This window comes from Cupriavidus sp. FW216-B1 (genome assembly GCF_058789195.1).
This window is the reverse complement of the sequence record NZ_JBYTEL010000018.1, coordinates 1-22,329: the sequence shown is the minus strand read 5'-3', so window position 1 is coordinate 22,329 and position 22,329 is coordinate 1. Positions and strand designations below refer to the sequence as shown.

19 protein-coding genes are annotated in these 22,329 nt (G+C 70.3%); 12 read left to right on the top strand and 7 right to left on the bottom strand.

Annotation, left to right across the window (positions count from 1 at the left end; translation table 11 throughout):
• Window positions 1-287: 287 nt before the first annotated feature.
• Window positions 288-1,544: an MFS transporter gene (locus AC3WXD_RS26840; RefSeq protein ID WP_492324985.1), complete on the top strand. Its 1,257-nt coding sequence runs from the start codon at window positions 288-290 to the stop codon at window positions 1,542-1,544.
• Window positions 1,545-1,791: 247 nt separating this feature from the next.
• Here AC3WXD_RS26840 and AC3WXD_RS26835 read toward each other — a convergent pair whose 3' ends face one another.
• On the bottom strand, window positions 1,792-2,859 hold the full coding sequence (locus tag AC3WXD_RS26835) for a methyl-accepting chemotaxis protein (RefSeq protein ID WP_492324984.1): 1,068 nt from the start codon (window positions 2,857-2,859) through the stop codon (window positions 1,792-1,794).
• A 168-nt stretch (window positions 2,860-3,027) separates the two neighbouring features.
• Entirely contained in the window at window positions 3,028-4,362 is a 1,335-nt protein-coding gene (locus AC3WXD_RS26830) for a M20/M25/M40 family metallo-hydrolase (RefSeq protein WP_020204641.1), read from the bottom strand.
• 394 nt (window positions 4,363-4,756) lie between these two features.
• On the opposite strand from AC3WXD_RS26830, the gene AC3WXD_RS26825 reads away from it, so the two are divergent.
• On the top strand, window positions 4,757-5,089 hold the full coding sequence (locus tag AC3WXD_RS26825) for a hypothetical protein (RefSeq protein ID WP_492324983.1): 333 nt from the start codon (window positions 4,757-4,759) through the stop codon (window positions 5,087-5,089).
• Window positions 5,090-5,143: 54 nt separating this feature from the next.
• Window positions 5,144-6,157, top strand: a complete 1,014-nt coding sequence (locus AC3WXD_RS26820; protein ID WP_492324982.1) for a Bug family tripartite tricarboxylate transporter substrate binding protein — start codon at window positions 5,144-5,146, stop codon at window positions 6,155-6,157.
• Between the two features lie 14 nt (window positions 6,158-6,171).
• On the opposite strand, the gene AC3WXD_RS26815 is transcribed toward AC3WXD_RS26820, so the two are convergent.
• On the bottom strand, window positions 6,172-7,008 hold the full coding sequence (locus tag AC3WXD_RS26815; RefSeq protein WP_492324981.1) for a response regulator transcription factor: 837 nt from the start codon (window positions 7,006-7,008) through the stop codon (window positions 6,172-6,174).
• A 295-nt stretch (window positions 7,009-7,303) separates the two neighbouring features.
• Between AC3WXD_RS26815 and AC3WXD_RS26810 the strand changes: the two genes are divergently transcribed.
• Window positions 7,304-8,032: a response regulator transcription factor gene (locus AC3WXD_RS26810; protein ID WP_020204637.1), complete on the top strand. Its 729-nt coding sequence runs from the start codon at window positions 7,304-7,306 to the stop codon at window positions 8,030-8,032.
• Window positions 8,033-8,285: 253 nt separating this feature from the next.
• On the opposite strand, the gene AC3WXD_RS26805 is transcribed toward AC3WXD_RS26810, so the two are convergent.
• From AC3WXD_RS26805 to minC, 4 genes are all read right to left on the bottom strand, one after another.
• Window positions 8,286-9,368: a porin gene (locus AC3WXD_RS26805; RefSeq protein ID WP_020204636.1), complete on the bottom strand. Its 1,083-nt coding sequence runs from the start codon at window positions 9,366-9,368 to the stop codon at window positions 8,286-8,288.
• Between the two features lie 537 nt (window positions 9,369-9,905).
• Window positions 9,906-10,160 carry a cell division topological specificity factor MinE gene (gene minE / locus AC3WXD_RS26800; RefSeq protein ID WP_006164360.1) on the bottom strand — a complete coding sequence of 85 codons (255 nt, stop codon included), beginning with the start codon at window positions 10,158-10,160 and terminating at the stop codon, window positions 9,906-9,908.
• Window positions 10,161-10,175: 15 nt separating this feature from the next.
• Window positions 10,176-10,991 (bottom strand): septum site-determining protein MinD, encoded by an 816-nt coding sequence (minD, locus tag AC3WXD_RS26795; protein WP_020204635.1) that lies wholly within the window; start codon window positions 10,989-10,991, stop codon window positions 10,176-10,178.
• Between the two features lie 61 nt (window positions 10,992-11,052).
• Window positions 11,053-11,862, bottom strand: a complete 810-nt coding sequence (minC, locus tag AC3WXD_RS26790) for a septum site-determining protein MinC (RefSeq protein ID WP_492324980.1) — start codon at window positions 11,860-11,862, stop codon at window positions 11,053-11,055.
• A 272-nt stretch (window positions 11,863-12,134) separates the two neighbouring features.
• Here minC and AC3WXD_RS26785 point away from each other — a divergent pair, with 272 nt between their 5' ends.
• The 8 genes from AC3WXD_RS26785 (at window position 12,135) to kdpE (ending at window position 22,162) form a co-directional block, all read left to right on the top strand.
• Window positions 12,135-13,106, top strand: a complete 972-nt coding sequence (locus AC3WXD_RS26785; RefSeq protein WP_020204633.1) for a magnesium and cobalt transport protein CorA — start codon at window positions 12,135-12,137, stop codon at window positions 13,104-13,106.
• A gap of 196 nt (window positions 13,107-13,302) precedes the next feature.
• Window positions 13,303-13,470: a hypothetical protein gene (locus AC3WXD_RS26780; RefSeq protein ID WP_020204632.1), complete on the top strand. Its 168-nt coding sequence runs from the start codon at window positions 13,303-13,305 to the stop codon at window positions 13,468-13,470.
• Window positions 13,470-13,559 carry a K(+)-transporting ATPase subunit F gene (gene kdpF / locus AC3WXD_RS26775; RefSeq protein ID WP_020204631.1) on the top strand — a complete coding sequence of 30 codons (90 nt, stop codon included), beginning with the start codon at window positions 13,470-13,472 and terminating at the stop codon, window positions 13,557-13,559. The genes AC3WXD_RS26780 and kdpF overlap by 1 nt, the downstream gene beginning before the upstream one ends.
• Window positions 13,559-15,379: a potassium-transporting ATPase subunit KdpA gene (gene kdpA, locus AC3WXD_RS26770; protein WP_020204630.1), complete on the top strand. Its 1,821-nt coding sequence runs from the start codon at window positions 13,559-13,561 to the stop codon at window positions 15,377-15,379. The genes kdpF and kdpA overlap by 1 nt, the downstream gene beginning before the upstream one ends.
• A 76-nt stretch (window positions 15,380-15,455) precedes the next feature.
• Window positions 15,456-17,702 (top strand): potassium-transporting ATPase subunit KdpB, encoded by a 2,247-nt coding sequence (gene kdpB / locus AC3WXD_RS26765; protein WP_020423867.1) that lies wholly within the window; start codon window positions 15,456-15,458, stop codon window positions 17,700-17,702.
• A gap of 70 nt (window positions 17,703-17,772) precedes the next feature.
• Window positions 17,773-18,405: a potassium-transporting ATPase subunit KdpC gene (gene kdpC / locus AC3WXD_RS26760; protein ID WP_020204628.1), complete on the top strand. Its 633-nt coding sequence runs from the start codon at window positions 17,773-17,775 to the stop codon at window positions 18,403-18,405.
• 144 nt (window positions 18,406-18,549) lie between these two features.
• The gene (locus AC3WXD_RS26755) at window positions 18,550-21,465 is read left to right on the top strand and encodes a DUF4118 domain-containing protein (RefSeq protein WP_492324979.1); all 2,916 of its coding nucleotides are present in this window, start codon (window positions 18,550-18,552) and stop codon (window positions 21,463-21,465) included.
• A 1-nt stretch (window position 21,466) separates the two neighbouring features.
• Window positions 21,467-22,162, top strand: a complete 696-nt coding sequence (gene kdpE, locus AC3WXD_RS26750; protein ID WP_020204626.1) for a two-component system response regulator KdpE — start codon at window positions 21,467-21,469, stop codon at window positions 22,160-22,162.
• Window positions 22,163-22,329 lie beyond the last annotated feature (167 nt).

Here is a 22,329-nt window from a genome sequence, read left to right as displayed (position 1 = left end):
CTATCCGCGCCATCCGCGCCATCCGCGCCATCCGCGCCATCCGCGCGCGCGCGGGCGGTGGCCGGGCGGCGGCGCTGGCCGGTCGTGGCGGTAATGGTGGTAGCGGCGGTAGCGGTAGTAGCGGCGGTCGTGGCTGCGGTAGCCACGGCGGCTGCGGTGGCGGGACGGCGCGGCATGTCCTTTTCTCCAAGGTTCTGGCCCTATTCTCGCAGGACAGGCGCCATCGCGCCAATTAGCATGGCTGCCAGATTCCCAATCTTGTTGTCTCTCCAGCCCCCGACTCCATCATGAGCAGCCGCATCGACACCGCGCCAGGCGGCGCGACCGCCTCGCCGCAGGGCCAGGCGCAGCCTTCCCACAGTACGCAGTCCGCCGAGCGGACCGGTTTCCGCGTGCTGTCGGCGATCAGCTTTTCGCATTTCCTCAACGACATGATCCAGTCGCTGATCCTGGCCATCTATCCGATGCTCAAGGGCGGCTTCAACCTCAGCTTCACGCAGATCGGCCTGCTGACGCTGACGTACCAGATCACGGCGTCGCTGCTGCAGCCGGTGGTGGGCCTGTACACCGACAAGCATCCCAAGCCGAAGTCGCTGCCGATCGGCATGGGCTTCACGCTGTGCGGGCTGCTGCTGCTGTCGGTGGCGCCGACCTACGGCGTGCTGCTGGTGGCGGCCGCGCTGGTGGGCACGGGTTCCTCGATCTTCCACCCGGAGTCGTCGCGCGTGGCGCGCATGGCCTCGGGCGGCCAGCACGGGCTGGCGCAGTCGATCTTCCAGGTCGGCGGCAACGCCGGCAGCGCGGCGGGCCCGCTGCTGGCCGCGGCGATCGTGCACCGGCAGAGCAGCCTGGCGTGGTTCTCGGTGGCGGCGCTGCTGGCCATCGCCGTGCTGTGGCAGATCGGCGGCTGGTACGGCCGCGAGCTGGCCCACACCGCGCGCAAGCGCAAGGCCGCCGCCGCCGTCTCGCCGCTGCCGCGCGGCACCGTGGTGCGCGCCATGATCGTGCTGATGCTGCTGGTGTTCTCCAAGTATTTCTACATGGCGAGCCTGAACACCTACTACACGTTCTACCTGATGGAGCGCTTCGGCCTGGACCGCCAGAGTTCGCAGATCTACCTGTTCGCGTTCCTGTTCGCGGTGGCGGCCGGCACCATCCTGGGCGGCCCGATCGGCGACCGCATCGGCCGCAAGCGCGTGATCTGGGCGTCGATCCTCGGCGTGGCGCCGTTCACGCTGATGCTGCCGCACGCCAACCTGTTCTGGACCGGCGTGCTGTCGTTCATCATCGGCTTCATCCTGGCCTCGGCGTTCTCGGCCATCCTGGTGTTCGCGCAGGAGCTGATCCCGGGCAAGGTGGGCATGGTGTCGGGCCTGTTCTTCGGCTTCGCCTTCGGCATGGGCGGCATCGGCGCCGCGGTGCTGGGCACGCTGGCCGACGCGCACGGCATCGAGATGGTCTACCAGCTGTGCGCGTTCCTGCCGCTGCTGGGCCTGCTGGCGGTGTTCCTGCCCGACCTGGGCGGGCGCAGGAAAGCGGCCTGAAGCTGACCTGAAACGGGTTTGAAGCCGGCCCGGCGGTGGCCCGAAAGCGCGGCCCGGCGGCGGCCCGAAGCCCGCCTGAAACCGGACCGATCCGGTGGCCGGAGCCCGCCGGAAATCCGCTGGCCAGCTTCCGCCGGCGCGGGTGCGGCGCACTCGCAAGTGGCGTGAGGCGCACCGCAATGGCGGCGGCGCATGCCGTGCGCACCACGGCGGTGCGCACGGCCGGCCGCGCCGGCGCCCGCCGCTTTCAGGCGTGCCGCGCCGCGCGGGCGCGGCCGGGCTGCTGCTGGACGATCACGCCATACCAGCCCAGCCCGGCATAGGTCTCATAGCCGGGCGTGCGCGCGAACGCCACCAGCGCGCCGTCGGGCGCCTCGTACCAGCCGGCGGGATTGCCCTGGTCCTGCAGCGCGAAGGTCTCGGCCAGCGCGCCGGCACCGTCGGAGGCGGCGATCACGCGGTGCTGCGCGTCCACCAGCAGGCAGCGGGTGCGCTGCCAGTCCTCGGCCGACAGGCGCACGCCGCCGACCACGGCCTGCGCCTGCGGCGCCCAGTTGAAGAGGATCGCCAGCACGCCCTGCGGCGCGCCGTCCGCGCGGCCGCCGGCGCGGATCGCGGTGGCGTAGGTGGCCACGCTGGCGTTGTCGAGGAAGCGCGAGACGGTGATGTCGTGCGCGACGTAGTCGTCGCCGGAGCGGGTCGCCATGGCGCGCTGGAACCAGTCCACGCCGCGCACGACGCGCCCGGCCACGCCCGGGTAGTTGCGCGGGCGGCCGTTGGCGATGACGCGGCCCTGCGCGTCGATCACCCAGAGATCGAGATATACCGTGTAGCTGTTGAGGATGACGCCGAGGCGCTCGCTGGCGAAGGCGGCGGCCGCGCCGTCGCCGGGCCGGCTCGCGGCGGCCACGATGGCCGCGTCGGTGGCCCACCAGCGCACGTCGCAGGAGCGCTCGTAGAGGTTGCGATCGATCACGTCGATCATGTTCAGCGCCAGGTCCGCCAGGCGCTGGCCCTGGTGGCCGCGCATCTGGCGGATCATGGCGTCGCCCAGTTGCGTCAGCTCGGCGATCGAGCCGCCCAGCTCCGTGGTGAGCTCGCCGGTGATGCCGGAGATGCGTTCCGAGACGTGCTTGACCTGGTTGGCCACCACGCTGAAGCCCCGGCCGGCCTCGCCGGCGCGCGCGGCTTCGATGAGCGCGTTCAGCGCCAGGAACCGGGTTTCGCGGTTGATCTCGGCAATGCTGGAGATCTTGTTGTCCGCGATTGTGCCCACGTGATGGGACAGCTCGACGATGCGTTCCGCGCTTGCCATACGGTATCTCCCATTCAGATCACTGACCCGCCAGGCGCGAGGCGTGTGCTGTGAGGAGATGGCGGTATCCCGGCCGCACCGGTTGTCCTGTCCCGCGCCTGGTGAATCACCATAGGCGAGAAACGTGCCAGCCCGGACGCATGGCCCGGGCCGGTCCGGCGGAAAGGTTCAGCGCCCGGTCTTGTCCTGCGACACGTCCATGATCATGCGTGTGAGCAGGTACAGGCGCGGCGTGACCGAGTTCAGGTCGACGTACTCGGCGTCGTTCGAGTGCGCGCCGAAGCCGCGCAGGCCGAAGCGCTCGATCACCGGCGCCTTGGTCGCCGCGGCGGCGAAGGCCGCGTCGGTGCCGCCGCCTTCGGCGGTGTCGTAGACCAGCAGCTTCTCGCCGATCTCGCCGTACACGCCCTGCGCGTGCGCGGCCAGCTTGCGCGCCGCGTCGGTGACTTCGAGCGGCGGGCGGCGGCGCTCGAACTTCACCTCGACGCGGGTATCGGGGATGAGCTGCTTCTTCACGCGCTCCTGCAGCGTGTGCTCCAGGCCGTCGTAGTCGGCCGTGCGCAGCACGCGCACGTCGGCCTGCGCGGTGGCGATGGCGGGAATCACGTTGCGGTTGGTGCCGGCCGACGAGATCGTCCAGTTGACCTTGAGGCCGGTGTCCGGGTTGGACAGGTCGCGCATCTGCAGGATCTGGTGCGAGAGCTCGTACAGCGCGTTGCGGCCCTGCTCGGGCGCGCTGCCCGCGTGCGAGGACTTGCCGTGCACGGTCAGCGAGATCGCGCCGATGCCGCTGGTGGCCAGCGACAGCCGGTCGCCGGTCACGCGCGTGGCCTCGCACGAGAACACCGCGTCCTGCTGGCTGCCCATCTTGGTCAACATCGCGCGCGCGCCCGGCGAGCTGATTTCCTCGTCGCCGTTGATCAGCACGGTGAGCGTGCCGTAGTCCTTGAAGCCCATCTTCTGCAGGATCGCCACGGTGTGCAGGATCACGGCCACGCCGTTCTTGTCGTCGGCGATGCCCAGGCCGTAGGCGCGGTCGCCGTCGACGCGGAACGGCTGCTGCGCCAGCATGCCGCGCAGGTAGACCGTGTCCATGTGGCCGATCAGCATGATGTTGCGTTTTCCGGTGCCCTTGAACTGGGCCATCACCATCTTGCCCACGTCCTTGGGCGTGTCTTCCATGCGGTAGACGTCGGCCGGCGCGATCAGTTGCGCCTCGCCGCCGAGCGCGGCCAGGCGGTCGCGGATCAGCGCGGCGATGCGGTCCAGGCCCTCGATGTCCTTGCTGCCCGACTCGATCGAGACCAGGTCCTTGAGGGTGGCGATCAGCGCCGGCTTTTCCTGCTGCGACAACTGGTAGGCCGGCTCGACCGGCGCGGCCTGGGCGGCTTGCGCGGCGCCGGCGCAGAGCAGGGCGGCGAGCCTCAGCGAGGGGCGCAGCGAAGCACGGGCCGCCGGGCGGCGCAAGGACGCGCCGGAGCGCGGGCGGATGGACAGGGGCATGCGGGTGGTCTCCGGAATGAGCGGGGTGAAAAGCGAAGAGGGTAACAGCGCGGGCCGCCGTATGGGTAGCGAACGCGGCGGCGGGCAGCAGGCGCGCCATCGCGCGCGCCGGCGTGCGGGCAGACTCGCGGATGAACGGCTGTGCCGCTTGCAGGCTTCGTGCCCGGGCCGGTTGCGGCGACGGTCGGCGTGCCGCTGACACCGACACCGATGCCACCGGCACGGCACCCGGTCCGGCGTGCGGGGCCGGGGTGGAATCGCTTCCCAATCTGCTCCCAACCGGCCCCGAACAGGCCCCCAACCAGCCCCGAACAGACGCGAAACCGGCGCACGGAAGCGCTCCTGCAACAGGTCGACCCGGCGGAAATGAAACCCGCCCCGTTTTTGCGGCATCATGGCGGGCATGACGTCCGTTGCGCCTCCTTCCCATCCCAAGCCCGCGCCCGCCATCCGCGCCGCCTGCGGGCACTGTCTCGCGCTGGCCGCCGATCCGCGCCGGCGCGAGCCGCACGAGCGCCTGGCGCTCAAGCACACCGCGCCGCTGGTGAGCCAGAGCGCCGCCGGCGTGCCGTTCAGCATGCTGACCTTCACCTGCCGCGAATGCGGCACGACGTGGCGGCTGTACGACCGCGCCAACGAACTGTTCGTGTCGTGGGTGCCCGAGTGCGCGCTGGAACCCGCGGAACCGGGCTCCGGCCCGCGCGGTGGCACGCCGGCGATCGGCTAGAATCGGTCCTTCGTTTTCCATCCTTTCCGCGGTCCCGCCACCGCCGTGCCTGCCATGTCCGCCATGCCTGCCATGCCCGCTTTCCGCCGAATTTCCCTGCTGGCCGCCGCCGCGTCCGCCATCGCGGCGAGCCTGTCTGCCGGTCCCGCCGCCGCCGCCACCGCCGATGCCTACCCCTCGCGCCCGATCCGCCTGATCGTGGCCTATCCCACCGGCGGCATCAGCGACGCCGTGGCGCGCGCGCTCGGCGAGCGCCTGTCGGCGCAGATGGGCGGCTCGGTGGTGGTGGAGAACAAGGCCGGCGCCGGCGGCAGCATCGGCATCGACGCCGTGGCCAAGGCCGCGCCGGACGGCTACACGCTGGGCTTCGCCTCGACCAGCCCGCTCACGCTCACCCCGCACGTCGGCCACGTCAACTACGACCCGCAGCGCGACATCGCGCCGGTGATGAGCGTGATGTACTCGCCGGTGCTGGTGGTCGCCACGCCGAGCTTCGCCGGCAAGTCGTTCCAGGACCTGCTGGCGCAGGCCAAGACCCGACCCGGTTCGGTGCGCTGGGCCACCTCGGGCCTCGGCACGATCGGCCACGTCATGCTGGAGCAGGTCAAGTCCAAGGCCCATGCCGACCTGACACTGATCCCCTACAAGGGCGCCGGCCAGCAGATGAACGACGCGCTCGGCGGCCAGTTCGAGGTGATGAGCACCAACGCCAGCCCGATGCTGACCCAGCACATGGAGGCCGGCCGCCTGCGCGCGCTGGCGGTGGGCGCGCCCAGGCGCATCGCCTCGCTGGCGGGCGTGCCCACGCTGGCCGAACTCGGCTACCCCAAGGCCAACCTGACCTCGACCTTCGGCATCTTCGCGCCGGCGCGCACGCCGCCGGCCATCGTCGCCCGGCTCAATGCCGAACTGAACAAGGCGCTGGCCGAGCCCGAGGTGCGCGAGCGCCTGCTCAAGGGCGGCGAAGTGCCCACCGGCGGCACCGCCGCGCAGTTCGCCGCGGCGATCCGCGCCGAGTACGACGACAACGCGCGCATCGTCAAGGAAGCCGGCATCAAGGCCGACTGAGCGGCCATCGCGGGTCATCGGGCGGCCCCGCTGGCGTCGCCCCGGCTGCGGCTGCCGCGCTCCGGCCGGCCGGCGCCCGCGGGTGTATCGGCGGGTTCGGACGCGGCGATTGGTGCGGCGTCCGACGCAACGACCGATGCGGCAGCCAGCGCGTCAGCCGGCGCAACCGCCGGCATAACGAGGTCGAGCCGGCACCCGGTCGCATATACCGACGACAGCCGCACGCCGTTGCGCGGCTGCAGCGCCAGCTTGGCGCGCAGGCGCGACAGGTGGCTGTCCAGCGTGCGCGAGCCGCGCGGCATCGCGCACCGCCACACCGCCAGCTCGACGGCCCGGCGCAGCAGCAGTTGCCCGGCATGGCGGAACAGCAGCACCGCCAGCTCGAATTCCTTGGGCGACAGCCTGACCTGCCGGCCGCCGACGAAGGCGCGCCGCTCGTCCAGCGCGAAGCGGTAGGGGCCGAGCTCGAGCCGGTCGCGCCGCGGCGCCGGCACGCGCCGCAGCAGCGCCTGCACGCGCGCCGCCAGCTCGGCGCCGCGCACCGGCGCGGGCACCACGGCATCGGCGCCGAGCGCGATGCATTCGGCGATGTGCGCCTCGCCGCCGCGCCCGCCCAGTACCATCACCGGCAGCGCCCCGCCCAGCGCGCGCCGTATCCACAGCAGCACGTCGCGCGCGGGGATGCCGGGAATCTCCCACGCCAGCAGCAGCAACGCGCAGGGCTCGCTGCGCAGCGCCTGCATCAGCGCGCGGCCTTCGCGGAAGCGCGCGGTGTCGTGCCCGCCCAGCGCGAGCATCTGCTCCAGCCGCAAGGCCCGGGCCGGGTCGTCCTCCAGTATCGCGATTCGCATGCGGCGTCTCCTGGCGCGGCAGGGGTGCCGCTTTGCCAATGATCGTGCGGCCGCCGCCGCGGCGGAATGCGAAAACTCTCATATGCCGGCCCGCCGTCCGGGCATGTAATGGCATGGAGCCCCGCATCGCCGGGCATGCCGGGGCGCCGGCGCACCGGCCGCCGCGAGATCGATGCGCGAGATCCGGTGCGTGAAATCCGGCGCATGAGATCCGGCGCATGAGATCCGGTTTGCGAGATCGATGCGCGAGATCGATGCACGAGACCAACCAACGCGAGACCGGCCAGCTATGGGAATGAAGATCGCTTCACTGGAAGACCATCCCGCCGAGGCGGCCCTGATCCGCCGGATCCTGGGCGAGGCGGGGCACGACTGCATGACCTTCGGGCGCAGCCGCGAGATGCTGCTGCGCCTGCGCGAGGAGAACTTCGACCTGCTGCTGCTCGACTGGCACCTGCCCGACCTGTCCGGCAAGGAGGTGCTGACCTGGGTGCGGGCCAACCTCGACCGCCGCGTGCCGGTGATGTTCGTGACCGGCCGCAGCGCCGAGGAAGACATCGTCGACGGCCTCGCCACCGGCGCCGACGACTACATGCTCAAGCCGGTGCGGCGCGGCGAGCTGCTGGCGCGCACCGCGTCCCTGCTGCGGCGCGCCTACCCGGAGCCCGGCAGCGGCTGCGCGCGCGTGGCGCTGGCCGGCTACGTGTTCGATTGCGCCGCGCGCACGGTGGTGCGCGGCGCCACGCCGCTGCGGCTCACGCCGAAGGAGTTCGACCTCGCCGTGCTGCTGTTCCGCAACGAGGGCCGCATCGTGTCGCGCGACCATATCGTGGCGGCGGTGTGGGGGCGCGAGATCTCGCCGCTGTCGCGCACTATCGACACGCACATGTCGCGCGTGCGCAGCAAGCTGGGGCTGGCGCCCGAGCACGGGCTGCGGCTGCTGCCGGTCTACACGCACGGCTACCGGCTCGAACTGGTGCCGGCCACGGCGTGGGGTCGCGCGAGAGCGGGGGATAGCGGGTGAGGGAGGGAGAGGAGGGCGAGGGCGAGGGCGAGCGAAACGCCGGGACGGCGGCCCGTACGCGCGAATGCGGATGTGCAGCTGGCCCGCACATGGCTTGCCCGGCTGCCGCCGCCACTGTCATGGCCATCGCCGATGCCACCGATGCCCGCCAAAAGCAAGAAAGCCCCCGAAGGGGCTTTCTTGTCGGCTGGAACCCGAAGCGTCCCCGCGCGGGGCGGGGACTTGCCTGTGAAGGCAATCAGGCCAGGAACGATCAGAAAATGTGGCGGATGCCCAGGGCTGCGCCGGTCTGGTTGTTCCTGCCCGGCAGTTCGGTCTGCGTGCCGCCGGTCAGCTTGTTGTAGTCCACGGTGCCGTAGACCTGGGTGCGCTTGGACAGCGAGTACTCGGCCAGCAGCACGCCGGTGTAGCGGTTGCCTGCGTTGTTCGCCACGCCGTTCGCGTCCTTGACGTGGTCGCCGTAGAACACGCCGGTCAGCGCCAGGGCCGGGGTCAGCTGATAGGTCAGACCCAGGTAGCCGATCATGTCCTTGCGCGGGTTGGCCGTGAAGTTGCCGGCCGGCACCGCGTTGGCGCTGCCTGCGGCCAGCGCGTCGCCGTTCAGGCTGGCGTCGACCGAGCCGGTGCGGTCCTTGCCACCGACGTAGCCGAGGAACACCTTGGCCGGGCCGATGCTGTACTTGCCGGACGCGCCCCACATCTGCTGCTTGTTGCCGTTGGCGTCACGGGTTTCCTGGAACACGGCGCCGACGCCGAACGGACCGAACGTGTACGCGGCGCGGGTACCCCAGTACTGCGACGAGGTGAAGCTGCCCGCCTTCTCGCCGAAGCCGTAGCTGGCGCCGACGTTCAGGCCGCCGAACTTGCCGTCGTAGCTGACCACGTTGTTGTTGCGGAAGTTGGTCAGGAAGAACGGCCAGGCGTTGCCGGTGTAGTTGCCGATGGTCAGCGGATCGTAGTCGCCGAAGAAGTTGAAGCCTTCGGTGTACTGGCGGCCCAGCTTGATGGTGCCGAAATCACCCGACAGGCCCACGTAGGCCTGGCGACCGAACAGGCTGTTGTTCTGGTTGGCGCGGCCGGTATCGGGATCGAAGCCGTTTTCCAGCTGGAAGATCGCCTTCAGGTTGTTACCCAGGGCTTCGGCGCCTTTGATGCCCCAGCGGCTGTTGGTGATGGCACCGTTGGTCAGCTGGAACTGGTTGTCGTTGGCACCGTTCGAGTTGCTGGTGTAACGGATGCTCTGGTCGACGATACCGTACAGGGTAACGGACGACTGAGCGTAGGCGCTGCCGGCCAGCAGCGTGCCAATTGCGAGGGTCAGGGCTGATTTCTTCATAGTGCTCCTTTTCTGTTCTGTCGTGTCCGCTGCCGGATCACGGTGGCGGACGGGTTTACGTTTCGTGTAAACGCCGCGAAAATTTAACAAAACGGAAAAGATTAGGACACTAATGGACGTTGTTGGCCGCCTCTAAGCGGGCAAATGGTGCAAAAACCGTTGTGATGCCGCGACAAAACGACAAAATGGTGCAGCGCGAAATGACAGTGGTGCAGCTTGCTTACCCCGCCGTGGGAGGGCTTCCAGCCTGGTTTTCCGGGGCTAGGGTTGGCTGAGGAACCGGGTCGGCCGAGACGGCGAGCGGGGCCGGCAGCGAAGCGCGGCGAGGCCGGCGCCTGGCGAGCCGCCGTGACGCCGTGACGCCGCATCGGGCGGCTTGCCGGCGCGCCCGGCCAACGCACCCGGCCAACGCACCCGGCCAACGCGCCAAGTCGACGCGCCTAACACGCGCCCGATCACGCGCCCAGTCAACGCACCCGGTCAGGCCCAGTCAGGCGCGCTCAACGAACCCGCTCAACGAAGCCGGGATGCGGGGCATCAGCCCTGCGGGATCTCGATCTTGACCTCGAGCACCTCCAGGTTGTCCTGGCGCTCGAGGCTCACGCGCAGGTCCTGGTCGCTGATTTTCACGTATTTCGAAATGACCGCGACCAGTTCGCGCTGCAGGGCGGGCAGGTAGTCGGCCGGCGCCGAATGGCCGGTGCGTTCGTGGGCGAGAATGATCTGGAGCCGCTCCTTGGCAACGGAGGCGGATTTCTTTTTCTCGCCGAGCAGGAAGGACAGGATCGACATGGTGGCAGGCCCTCCTTACTTGTTGCCGAAGATGCGGGAGAGCAGCCCCGGCTTCTGGTAGTCGGTGAAGCGCATCGGCTTGTCCTTGCCCAGGAAGCGGTCGACCACGTCGCCGTAGGCGTCGGCCACGTCGCTGCCTTCCAGGTGGATGGCCGGCGTGCCCTGGTTGGAGGCGTGCAGCACCGCCTCCGACTCCGGCACCACGCCGATGAGCTTGATGCGCAGGATTTCCTGGATGTCGGTCAGCGACAGCATCTCGCCGCCGTGCACGCGCTTGGGGTTGTAGCGCGTGATCAGCAGGTGTTCCTTGATCGGCTCGCCGCCTTCGCTGGCGCGCTTGGTCTTGGACGCCAGGATGCCCAGGATGCGGTCCGAGTCGCGCACCGAGGACACTTCCGGGTTGGTCACGACCAGCGCCTCGTCGGCGAAATACATGGCCAGCAGCGCGCCCGACTCGATGCCCGCGGGCGAGTCGCACACGATGTACTCGAAGCCCATCTCGACCAGGCCGTTGATGACCTTCTCCACGCCTTCCTTGGTCAGCGCGTCCTTGTCGCGCGTCTGCGAGGCCGGCAGGATGAACAGGTTCTCGCACTTCTTGTCCTTGATCAGGGCCTGGTTCAGGTTGGCCTCGCCCTGCACCACGTTGACCAGGTCGTACACCACGCGGCGCTCGCAGCCCATGATCAGGTCGAGGTTGCGCAGGCCGACGTCGAAGTCGATCACGGCAGTCTTGTGGCCACGCAGGGCCAGCCCGGCGGAGAAGCTGGCGCTGGTGGTGGTCTTGCCTACGCCTCCCTTGCCGGAGGTCACAACGATGATTTTTGCCATGGCTCTTGGATCCAGTAATGGTTGAAGCTTGCGCTGCTGTGGTTGGTGCTCGGCGGCGGTGTTACTTCATCCGGAGCGGTTCGAGGATCAGTTTTTCGCCGTCCAGGCGTACCTGGGCGGGCTTGCCCAGCACGTCGGCGGGCAGCGACAGTTCGCCGGTGCGGTAGATGCCGGCGATGGAAAGCAGTTCGGGTTCCAGGCAGGTGCAGAAGATGCGTGCCTGCGTGTCGCCCTTGACGCCCGCCAGCGCGCGGCCGCGCAGCGGGGCATAGACGTGGATGTTGCCCTCGGCGATGACCTCGGCGCCGTAGCTGACCAGGTCCAGGATCACCACGTCGCCGGCGGCGTAGACCTGCTGGCCCGAGCGCAGCGGCTTGTCGATCAGCATGGTCGGCACGCTGCGCGCGGCGGCGTCCGCCACCGTGGCCGCGACCACCTCGGCCGCGGCCTGCGCCGGCCCGGGCGGGGCTTCCGCCGGGACCGCGGCGGGCCCCTCGGCCGGCCCGGCCTGCGTAGTCTGCGTGGCCGGCGCGGCTTCTTCGCGGCCGCCGCGCCGGCTGTGGCTGTCCAGCAGCGGCAGGCCGAAGGACGCCGCCCAGCCGTGCTGGGCCTCGCGCGCCACCACGCCGATGGCGCGGGCCTTGAGCTGGGCCAGGGTCTCGATCACCGTGTCGAGCGCGATCCGCTCGTCGCCTTCCAGGCGGCGCAGGTCGAGGGCGACGACATCGTTGGAGAAGAAATCGGGGGTCGATTCGAAGCGGGACAGGAGGTCGTCCCGCAGCGCTGCCATGTCAGCGGACTTGAGCGCGAGGAGGAGGGCGTCGACGTTGCCACTGCGCAGTTCGAAGCGTGGCGATTTCTTCTGGGACATAGTCGGTGACCGTGGAAATGGGACATTCTAACGTCAGCTGGAGGCAGAACTGTAACAAATACCCCTGCCGGGCTTTCCAGTGCCGGATGGGGCGCGCGCCAGGCCGCCGCGGCCACCCGCCGCGCACGCGGCCGCACTTCGTCGCACTTCGTCGCCCTGCGCCGCAGGACGGCCGCATGTCCACTGCCGGTTCGCCGCCGGTTCGCCGCCGCGCCGCCCCCGCGCGGGCCGCGCTCTTGTTACGATTGCGCCATTCGGACAAGGGAGCAGGCATGGGTGCGATCGTCAACAGCGTGGCTTACCGCGACGGCAAGCGGCTCGGGGATGTGGCGGTGGACGAGATCAGCGACGCCATCGCGGTGCCCGGCACCTTCGTCTGGCTCGGCCTGCACGAGCCGGACCTGCCGCTGCTGCGCAAGGTGCAGCAGGAGTTCGGCCTGCACGACCTCGCCGTGGAAGACGCCCTCGACGCACACCAGCGCCCCAAGCTGGAGACCTACGGCGACTCCATCTTCGTCGTGCTCAACACCGCCCAGCTGGTGAACGAGGAGGTGGTGGTGGGCGAGACCCACCTGTTCGTCGGGCCGCGCTACGTGGTGTCGGTGCGCCACGGCGCCAGCAGCAGCTACGCGCCGGTGCGCGAGCGCTGCGAGAGCGACCCGCGCGCGCTCGCCAACGGGCCGGGCTACGTGCTCTACGCGCTGATGGATTTCGTGGTGGACCACTACATGCCCATCGTCACGCGGCTCGAGGACGCCTTCGAGCAGCTCGAGCAGGGCATCTTCCGCGACGAGTTCGACCGTGCCGCCATCGAGCACCTGTACCACATCAAGCGCCAGGTCCTGCGCCTGCGCAACGCGGTCTACCCGATCGAGGAGATCTGCGGGCAACTGATCCGGCTGCACGAGGAGCTGGTGCCCAAGGAGCTGCGCGCCTACTTCCGCGACATCGAGGACCATGCCAGCCGCCTGGTGCGCACGCTCGACGTGGTGCGCGAAATGCTGACCACCGCGGTGCAGGTCAACCTGGCGCTGGTCACTGTCGGCCAGAACGAGATCGTCAAGCGCCTGGCCGGCTGGGGCGCCATCCTGGCGATTCCCACCGTGGTGTTCAGCCTGTACGGGATGAACTTCAACTTCATGCCGGAGCTGAAGTTCCACTACGCCTACCCGACCGTGATCGGCGTGACCGCGCTGGCCTGCGCGGGGCTCTGGCGCAAATTGCACAAGTCGGGCTGGATCTAGCCGGACGGGTGCCCGGCGCGGCTTGCGCCGGTGCGTTTCAATTGCCGCAAGCGGCGGGCTGATCTTTGCCGGCCACCGCACGCCACCACCACTCCCCCGTCTTTATATTTTCTTTACACCCCCCTTCCCCCTCTCTACCCCGTTTTTACCGCGCCATCCCTAACCTGCCATCTGTGAATCACTCACGGTGTTTGTCATGGACGGGATCTATTTCATTGGTTTGTTGCTGTTCGGTGCGCTGACCGGCGCACTGCTGGCGCTGTGCGCCGCGCTGGGTGGCAAGCCGCCGGGCGCGGCCGACGGCCCGGGAGCGGACGGCGCCGACGCGCGCCGCAAGGACAGCGCCGCGGACAGGAGGCTGTGATGGACTGGGCCGATCTGCTGGGCGGCGTGCTCGCCGCTGCTGTCTTCATCTACCTCCTGATTGCCCTGTTCCGGCCGGAGAAATTCTGATGTCAACCGAATTCCTGGGACTGCTCGTCCTCTACCTCGCCATCCTGCTGGCGCTCGCGCCGTTCCTCGGGCGCTACATCCGCCGCGCGATGGAGGATGGCGGCTACCGCGCCACCGCCTGGGGCCGGCCGCTGGAGCGCCTGCTGTACCGCGCGGGCGGCGTGCGCGCCGACGCCGGCATGGGCTGGAAGCAATACACGGTGGCGCTGGTCGCCTTCAACATGCTGGGCGTGGTGGCGGTCTACGCGCTGCAGCGGCTGCAGGCGTGGCTGCCGTTCAACCCGCAGGGCTTCGGCGCGGTGTCGCCGGACTCGGCCTTCAACACCGCGGTGAGCTTCGTCTCCAACACGAACTGGCAGGGTTATGCCGGCGAATCCACCATGAGCTACCTCACGCAGATGCTGGCGCTCACGGTGCAGAACTTCTTCTCGGCGGCCACCGGCATCGCCGTGGTGTTCGCGCTGATCCGCGGCTTCGCGCGCCAGAGCGCGGCGACCATCGGCAACTTCTGGGTGGACGTCACGCGCTGCACGCTCTACGTGCTGCTGCCGCTGTCGGTCGCCTTCGCCGTGGCGCTGGTCGGCCAGGGCGTGATCCAGAACTTCGACGCCTACAAGGAAGTCGCGCTGGTGACGCCCATCGAGTACAGCCAGCCCAAGGTGGACGCCGCCGGCCAGCCGGTGCTCGACGCCAAGGGCGCGCCCGTCACCGAGGCCATGAAGACCGGCACGCAGACGCTGGCGATGGGCCCGGTGGCCTCGCAGGAAGCCATCAAGATGCTCGGCACCAACGGCGGCGGCTTCTTCAACGCCAACTCGGCTCATCCGTTCGAGAATCCGACCGAACTGGCCAACCTGCTGCAGATGCTGGCCATCTTCCTGATCCCGGCGGCGCTGTGCTTCACCTTCGGCGAGATGGTCAAGGACCGCCGCCAGGGCGTGGCGGTGCTGGCGTCGATGACGGTGATCTTCGTGGCGATGGCGTGCGTGGCGGCGCTGTCCGAGCAGCAGGCCAATGCCGCGCTGGCGGGTTTGCCGGTCGACCACGTGGCCAGCGCGCTGCAGGCCGGCGGCAACATGGAAGGCAAGGAAACCCGCTTCGGCATCGCCGCCAGCGCGCTGTTCGCCACCATCACCACGGCGGCCTCGTGCGGCGCGGTCAATGCCATGCACGACTCCTTCACCGCCATCGGCGGGCTGGTGCCGATGCTGCTGATGCAGCTCGGCGAGGTGGTGTTCGGCGGGGTCGGCTCGGGCCTGTACGGCATGCTGGTGTACGCGGTGCTGGCGGTCTTCATCGCCGGCCTGATGATCGGCCGCACGCCCGAATACCTGGGCAAGAAGATCGAGGCCTACGAGATGAAGATGACCGCGGTGGCGATCCTCGTCACGCCGCTGCTGGTGCTGCTCGGCACCGCCGTGGCGGTGATGGTGGAGGCCGGGCGCGCGGGCGTGTTCAACCCCGGCACGCACGGCTTCTCGGAGATCCTCTACGCGCTCTCGTCGGCGGCCAACAACAACGGCAGCGCCTTCGCCGGGCTGTCGGCCAACACGCCGTTCTACAACGGGCTGCTGGCCGCGGCGATGTGGCTCGGCCGCTTCTGGATCATCGTGCCGATCCTGGCGCTGGCCGGCTCGCTGGCCGCCAAGAAGCGCGTGCCGGTGACGGGCGGCACCATGCCCACGCACGGCCCGCTGTTCGTGGTGCTGCTGGTCGGCTCGGTGCTGATGGTGGGCGCGCTGACCTACGTCCCGGCGCTGGCGCTGGGGCCGGTGGCGGAGCAATTGCAGGGCGCCGTGGTCACGGCGGCAGGAAAGTAGCCCGGGGCCGCCCGCCCGCCGCGCATCGCCGCGCGGGCGGCATCCCCAGGCAGATCAGCGTATTGCGGAGAAACGCATGCAACAAGAATCGATGGTGACGCGCGGCAAGCAGGCCGGCGCGGCACCGGCAAGCACCACCCCGGCGGCCACTGGCGGCGCGCCGGCCCCGGGCGGCACCCACAAGGCAGGCGCCCACCAGGGCGGCGGCCACCAGCGCCCGCCGCGCGGCGGCATGTTCGCGCCCGAGCTGGTCAGGCCGGCCCTGCTCGACGCGGTGAAGAAGCTGTCGCCGCGCGACCAGCTGCGCAACCCGGTGATGTTCGTGGTCTACGTGGGCAGCATCCTGACCACCATCCTGTTCTTCCGCGCGCTGTTCGCGCCCGCCAGCGCGGGCGGCGAGAGCGCGGGCTTCATCCTCGCGGTGTCGGTGTGGCTGTGGTTCACCGTGCTGTTCGCCAACTTCGCCGAGGCGCTGGCCGAAGGGCGCAGCAAGCAGCAGGCCGAGGCGCTGCGCGGGCTCAAGACCACCGTCACGGCGAAACTGGTCAAGGAAGGCCGGCGCGACTGGCGCGCCGCCGGCGCCACCGAGGCGCGCGCGGCCACCGCGCTGCGCCGCGGCGACGTGGTGCTGGTCGAGGCCGGCGACATGGTGCCCGGCGACGGCGAGGTGATCGAAGGCGTGGCCTCGGTCGACGAAAGCGCCATCACCGGCGAGTCCGCGCCGGTGATCCGCGAGTCGGGCGGCGACTTTTCCTCGGTGACGGGCGGCACGCGCGTGCTGTCGGACTGGATCGTGGTGCGCATCACCACCAATCCGGGCGAGAGCTTCATCGACCGCATGATCACGATGGTCGAGGGCGCCAAGCGCCAGAAGACCCCCAACGAGCTGGCGCTGACCATCCTGCTGGTGGGCCTGACCATCGTGCTGCTGCTGGCCACCGCCACGCTGCAGCCGTTCTCGGTGTACAGCGTGCTGGTGACGAAGGCCGGCATGCCCGTCACCATCACCGTGCTGATCGCGCTGCTGGTGTGCCTGATCCCGACCACCATCGGCGGGCTGCTGTCGGCCATCGGCGTGGCGGGCATGAGCCGCATGATGGAAGCCAACGTGATCGCCACCTCGGGCCGCGCGGTGGAAGCCGCCGGCGACGTCGACGTGCTGCTGCTCGACAAGACCGGCACCATCACCCACGGCAACCGCCAGGCCGCGCGCTTCATCGCCGCGCCCGGCGTCGGCGCGCAGCAGCTTGCCGAGGCCGCGTGGCTGTCGTCGCTGGCCGACGAGACGCCCGAGGGCCGCAGCATCGTCACGCTGGCGCGCCAGCAGTCCGGCGCCGCCGCGCCCGACATCAGCGCGCTGCGCCCGATCTTCGTGCCGTTCACCGCGCAGACCCGCATGAGCGGCGTGGACGCGGGCGGGCGCAGCGTGCGCAAGGGCGCCGCCGATGCCGTGCGCCGCTACGTGACCGAGCGCGCCGGCAAGTTCCCCGAAGCGGTGATGCAGGCCGTGGACGACGTGGCCCGCGCCGGCAGCACGCCGCTGGTGGTGGCCGAGTCGTTCGACGACGGCCGCGGCGAGACCGTGCGCGTGCTCGGCGTGGTCGAGCTCAAGGACATCGTCAAGTCCGGCATCCGCGAGCGCTTCGGCGAGCTGCGCAAGATGGGCATCCGCACCGTGATGATCACCGGCGACAACCGCCTCACCGCGGCCTCGATCGCGGCCGAGGCGGGCGTCGACGACTTCCTCGCCGAGGCCACGCCCGAAGCCAAGCTCAAGCTGATCCGCGACTACCAGGCCGAAGGCCGCCTGGTGGCGATGACCGGCGACGGCACCAACGACGCGCCCGCGCTGGCGCAGGCCGACGTGGCCGTGGCCATGAATAGCGGCACGCAGGCGGCCAAGGAAGCCGGCAACATGGTCGACCTCGACAGCAACCCGACCAAGCTGATCGAGATCGTGGAGATCGGCAAGCAGATGCTGATGACGCGCGGCTCGCTGACCACCTTCAGCGTGGCCAACGACGTGGCCAAGTACTTCGCCATCATCCCGGCCGCGTTCGCCACCACCTATCCGCAGCTCAACCTGCTCAACGTGATGGGCCTGGCCACGCCGGCCTCGGCCATCCTGTCGGCGGTGATCTTCAACGCGCTCATCATCGTGGTGCTGATCCCGCTGGCGCTGCGCGGCGTGGTGTATCGCCCGCTCGGCGCGGCCGTGCTGCTGCGGCGCAACCTGCTGGTCTACGGCCTGGGCGGCATCCTGGTGCCGTTCGTCGGCATCAAGATCATCGACATGATCCTGGTGCTGTTCGGCTGGGCGTGAGCCACGCCCGCGTCCAGGTCCATACCCAAGCCCGCGCACCGCACCCGCAAAGACATTGAACGGAGTCATCATGCATACCCAAGCCACAGCCCCCCGCGGCGCCAATGGCCAGCCCGAAACGCCCGTGCAGGGCGGCCTGCTGCGCCCGCTGCTGACGCTGTTCGTCGCGCTGTCCGCCGTCACCGGCCTGCTCTACCCGGGCGTCGTCACCGGCATCGCGCGCGCCGTGTTCCCGCACCAGGCGGCCGGCTCGCTGATCGTCAAGGACGGCAAGGCGGTCGGCTCCGAGCTGATCGGCCAGCCCTTCTCCGACCCGAAGTACTTCTGGGGCCGCTTGTCGGCCACCGCGCCGATGCCCTACAACGGCGCCGCCTCGGTCGGCTCCAACTACGGCCCGAGCAACCCCGCGCTGACCGACGCCGCGCGCGCGCGCATCGACGCGCTGCACGCGGCCGACCCGGCCAACCAGGCGCCGGTGCCGGTCGACCTCGTCACCGCCTCGGCCAGCGGCCTGGACCCGCACATTAGCCCGGCCGCCGCGCAGTACCAGGCCGCGCGCGTGGCGCGCGCGCGCGGCCTGCCGGCCGAGCGGGTGCAGGCGCTGGTGGCGGCCAATACGCAAGGGCCGCTGCTGGCGGTGCTGGGCGATCCGGTGGTCAACGTGCTCAAGCTGAACCTGGCGCTGGATGCGGAAACGCCGTGACGGCGCGGGCTTTGCTCCCCTGTCCCGCGCGCGGGACAGGGGCCGGGGGAGAGCGCCGGCGCATCAACCGCCGCCGCGCCCGGCCGCGCGCCGCCGTGGCACAATCGTCCGCATCCTCCCGCCTTGCGCGCAGCGCGCCTTCCCATGCCTGACACCGCCACGCGCGACACGCCGCCGCGGCCCGATCCCGACGCCCTGCTGCAACGCATGCAGGCCGAGGGCGAGCGCGCCGCGCGCGGCAGGCTGCGCGTGTATTTCGGCGCCTCGGCCGGCGTGGGCAAGACCTTCGCCATGCTGGCCGCGGCGCGCGCGCTGCGCGAGCAGGGCAGCGACGTGCTGGTCGGCGTGGTGGAAACCCACGGCCGCGCCGAGACCGAGGCGCTGCTCGACGGCCTCGAGCGGCTGCCGCCGAAGGCCATGCCGCACCAGAAGCTGGACGGCCGCGTGCTGCACGAGTTCGATCTCGACGGCGCGCTGGCGCGGCACCCGGCGCTGATCCTGGTCGACGAGCTCGCGCATTCCAACGCGCCCGGCAGCCGCCACCCGAAGCGCTGGCAGGACATCGAGGAACTGCTCTCGGCCGGCATCGACGTGTGGACCACCGTCAACGTCCAGCATCTCGACAGCCTCAACGAGGCGGTCGGTGGCATCACCGGCATCCGCGTGTGGGAGACCGTGCCCGACACGGTGTTCGACGATGCCGACGAAGTGATCCTGGTGGACCTGCCCGCCGACGAGCTGCTGCGGCGCCTGCGCGACGGCAAGGTCTACATGCCGGAGCAGGCGCGCACCGCGGCCAGCAATTTCTTCCGCAAGGGCAACCTGATCGCGCTGCGCGAGCTGGCGCTGCGCCGCACCGCCGACCGCGTGGACGACGACGTGCGCGCCTACCGCCACGCCGAATCGATCCGCCCGGTGTGGCGCACGCGCGAGGCGGTGCTGGCCTGCATCGGCACCGGCGACGATGCCGCGCAGGTGGTCAAGAGCGCGCGGCGGCTGGCCGGCCAGCTCGATTGTGACTGGCACGTGGTGACGGTGGCCACGCCGCGCCTGGCGCCGCTGGCCGCGCCGGCGCGCGCCAGCCTGGAAGCGGCGATGCGGCTGGCCGAGGAGCTCGGCGCGCGCACCGAGACGCTGGCCGGCAGCGACATCGTGCAGGCCGTGACCGGCTACGTGCGCCGCCACAACCTGACCAAGGTGGTGGTGGGGCGCGCGCCCGGCGCGTGGCACCGCGCCGGCGGCGGCGTGCTGGCGCGCGGGCGCGCGCTGCTGGCGCTCGCGCTGGCGCCGTTCCTGGGCGCGCGCGCGTGGCTGTTCGGGCGCCACAGCTTTGCCGATTCGCTGGCGCTGGGCTGCCCCGAGATCGACGTGATCCGCGTGGCCGCCGACGCGATGGCGGCCGACGCGCGCGGCCGCGCGCAGCCGGCGGCGGGACCGGGTTCGCGCGCGGACATGCGCGGCGACCTCGATGCCGGCGCGGCCGGCGTGGCCGACGGCGAGCGCGGCGTGGCGGCGCGCCGTCTCGACTACCTGTGGGCGGTGGCGTGGTGCGCCGGCGCCAGCGTGCTGTCGGCGCTGGCGCGGCCGTGGTTCGAGCTGGTCAACATCGCCATGCTGTTCCTGGCCGCGGTGGTGGCGGTGGCGCTGCGCCACGGGCGCGGGCCGGCCGCGCTGGCCTCGGTGGTGTCGGTGGCCGCCTTCGACTTTTTCTTCGTGCCGCCGCGGCTGTCGTTCTCGGTCAGCGACGTGCAGTACCTCGTGACCTTCGTGGTGATGCTCACCGTGGGCCTGGTGATCGGCCAGCTGACCGCCGGGCTGCGCGAGCAGGCGCGCGTGTCGGTCGAGCGCGAGACCGAGGCGCGCACGCTCTACGAGCTGGCGCGCGAGCTGTCGGCCGCGCTGGTGCCCGAGCAGATCGTCGCCATCGGCAGCCGCTTCCTGCAGGCCGCGCTCGGCGCGCGCTCGGCTTTTTTCCTGGTCTCGCCCAAGGGCCGCCTGATGGCGCCCGCGGTGGACCCGGACCAGCGCGCCAGCGGCGCCATCGACCCGGTGCTGGCGCAATGGGTGTTCGACCACGGCCAGCCCGCCGGCACCGGCACCCACACGCTGCCCGGCAGCACCGTGCTTTACCTGCCGCTCAAGGCGCCGATGCGCACGCGCGGCGTGCTCGCGGTGGAGCCGCAGGCGTGGCGCGCGCTGGCGCAGCCCGAGCTGCGCCGCCAGGCCGACGTGTTCGCCACGCTGATCGCCATCGCCATCGAGCGGCTGCACTACGTGGAGGTGGCGCAGCAGGCGCTGGTGTCGATGGAGTCCGAGCGGCTGCGCAGCTCGCTGCTGGCCGCGGTCTCGCACGACCTGCGCACGCCGCTGACCAGCCTGGTCGGCATGGCCGAGACCATGCAGCGCGCCGAGCCGCCGCTGCCGCCGCCGCTGGCCGAGACCGTCGCCGCCATGCGCGAGCAGGCGCTGCGCATGCGCACGATGGTCATCAACCTGCTCGACATGGCGCGCCTGCAGAGCCGCGACGTGCACATGCGCAAGGAGTGGCAGTCGTGCGAGGAAATGGTCGGCGCGGCGCTGGCCGCCATGCGCGACGCGCTCGCGCGCCACCGCGTGTCGGTGTCCGGGCTGGCCGCGCTGCCGCTGGTGGAATGCGACGCCGTGCTGATGGAGCGCGTGCTGTGCAACCTGCTGGAGAACGCCGCCAAGTACACGCCGGCGGGCACCGCCATCCGCGTCTCGGGCGAGCTGGCCGACATCGAGGTGCGGCTGGTGGTGGCCGACCAGGGCCCGGGCGTGCCGCGCGGGCAGGAACAGTCGATCTTCCAGAAATTCACGCGCGGCGAGCGCGAGTCGGCCACCGCCGGCGTGGGCCTGGGCCTGGCCGTGTGCGAAGCCATCGTGCAGGCGCACGGCGGGCGCATCTGGGTGGAGAGCGCGGGCGGAGACGATGGCGAAGGCCGCGGCGCGCGCTTCGTGGTGGCGCTGCCGCGCGGCACGCCGCCCGCGGTCGAGCCCGAAGCCGCGGCGGCGGGCGCAACACACAAGGAACCTCACTGAGATGGCATTCGATTTTTCGCCCACGGTACTGCTGGTCGAGGACGAGCCGCATATCCGCCGCTTCGTGCGCGAGGCGCTGCAGGCCGAAGGCTGCGCCGTGCACGAGGCCGAGACGCTCAAGCGCGGCCTGATCGACGCCGGCACGCGCCAGCCCGACATCGTGATCCTCGACCTCGGCCTGCCCGACGGCGACGGCATGACGCTGATCCGCGAGATGCGCACCTGGACCGAAGTGCCGGTGCTGGTGCTGTCCGCGCGAAGCGGCGAGGACGACAAGATCGCCGCGCTCGACGCCGGCGCCGACGACTACCTCACCAAGCCGTTCGGCGTCGGCGAGCTGATCGCGCGCGTGCGCGTGCTGCTGCGCCGGCACGCCCGCCTCAATCCCCAGGGCAGCGCGCTGGTCGCCTTCGGCGACGTGCAGATCGACCTAGCCAACCGCGTGGTCACGCGGGCTGGCGAGGACGTTCACCTGACACCGATCGAATACCGCCTGCTGGCGGTGCTGATCGCGCACCGCGGCAAGGTCATGACGCACCGCGAGCTGCTGCGCGAGGTGTGGGGGCCGGCGCATTCGGAGAGCAGTCACTATCTGCGTGTCTATATGGGGCACCTGCGGCAGAAGCTGGAGAGGGATTCGGCGCAGCCGGTGCATTTGATGACGGAGTTGGGGGTGGGGTATAGGTTTGTGGGATAGGGTTTTTTTTGTTTTTGGCTTTAAAGTTAAATTCAACGGATTTAACGTAAAAGGCCACTTCTTAACGTCAACGTCAACGTCAACGTCAACGTCAAAGTCAAAGTCAAAGTCAAAGTCAAAGTCAAAGTCAAAGGCTTTCGCTCCCCCGGAGCGACCTACTTTCTTTT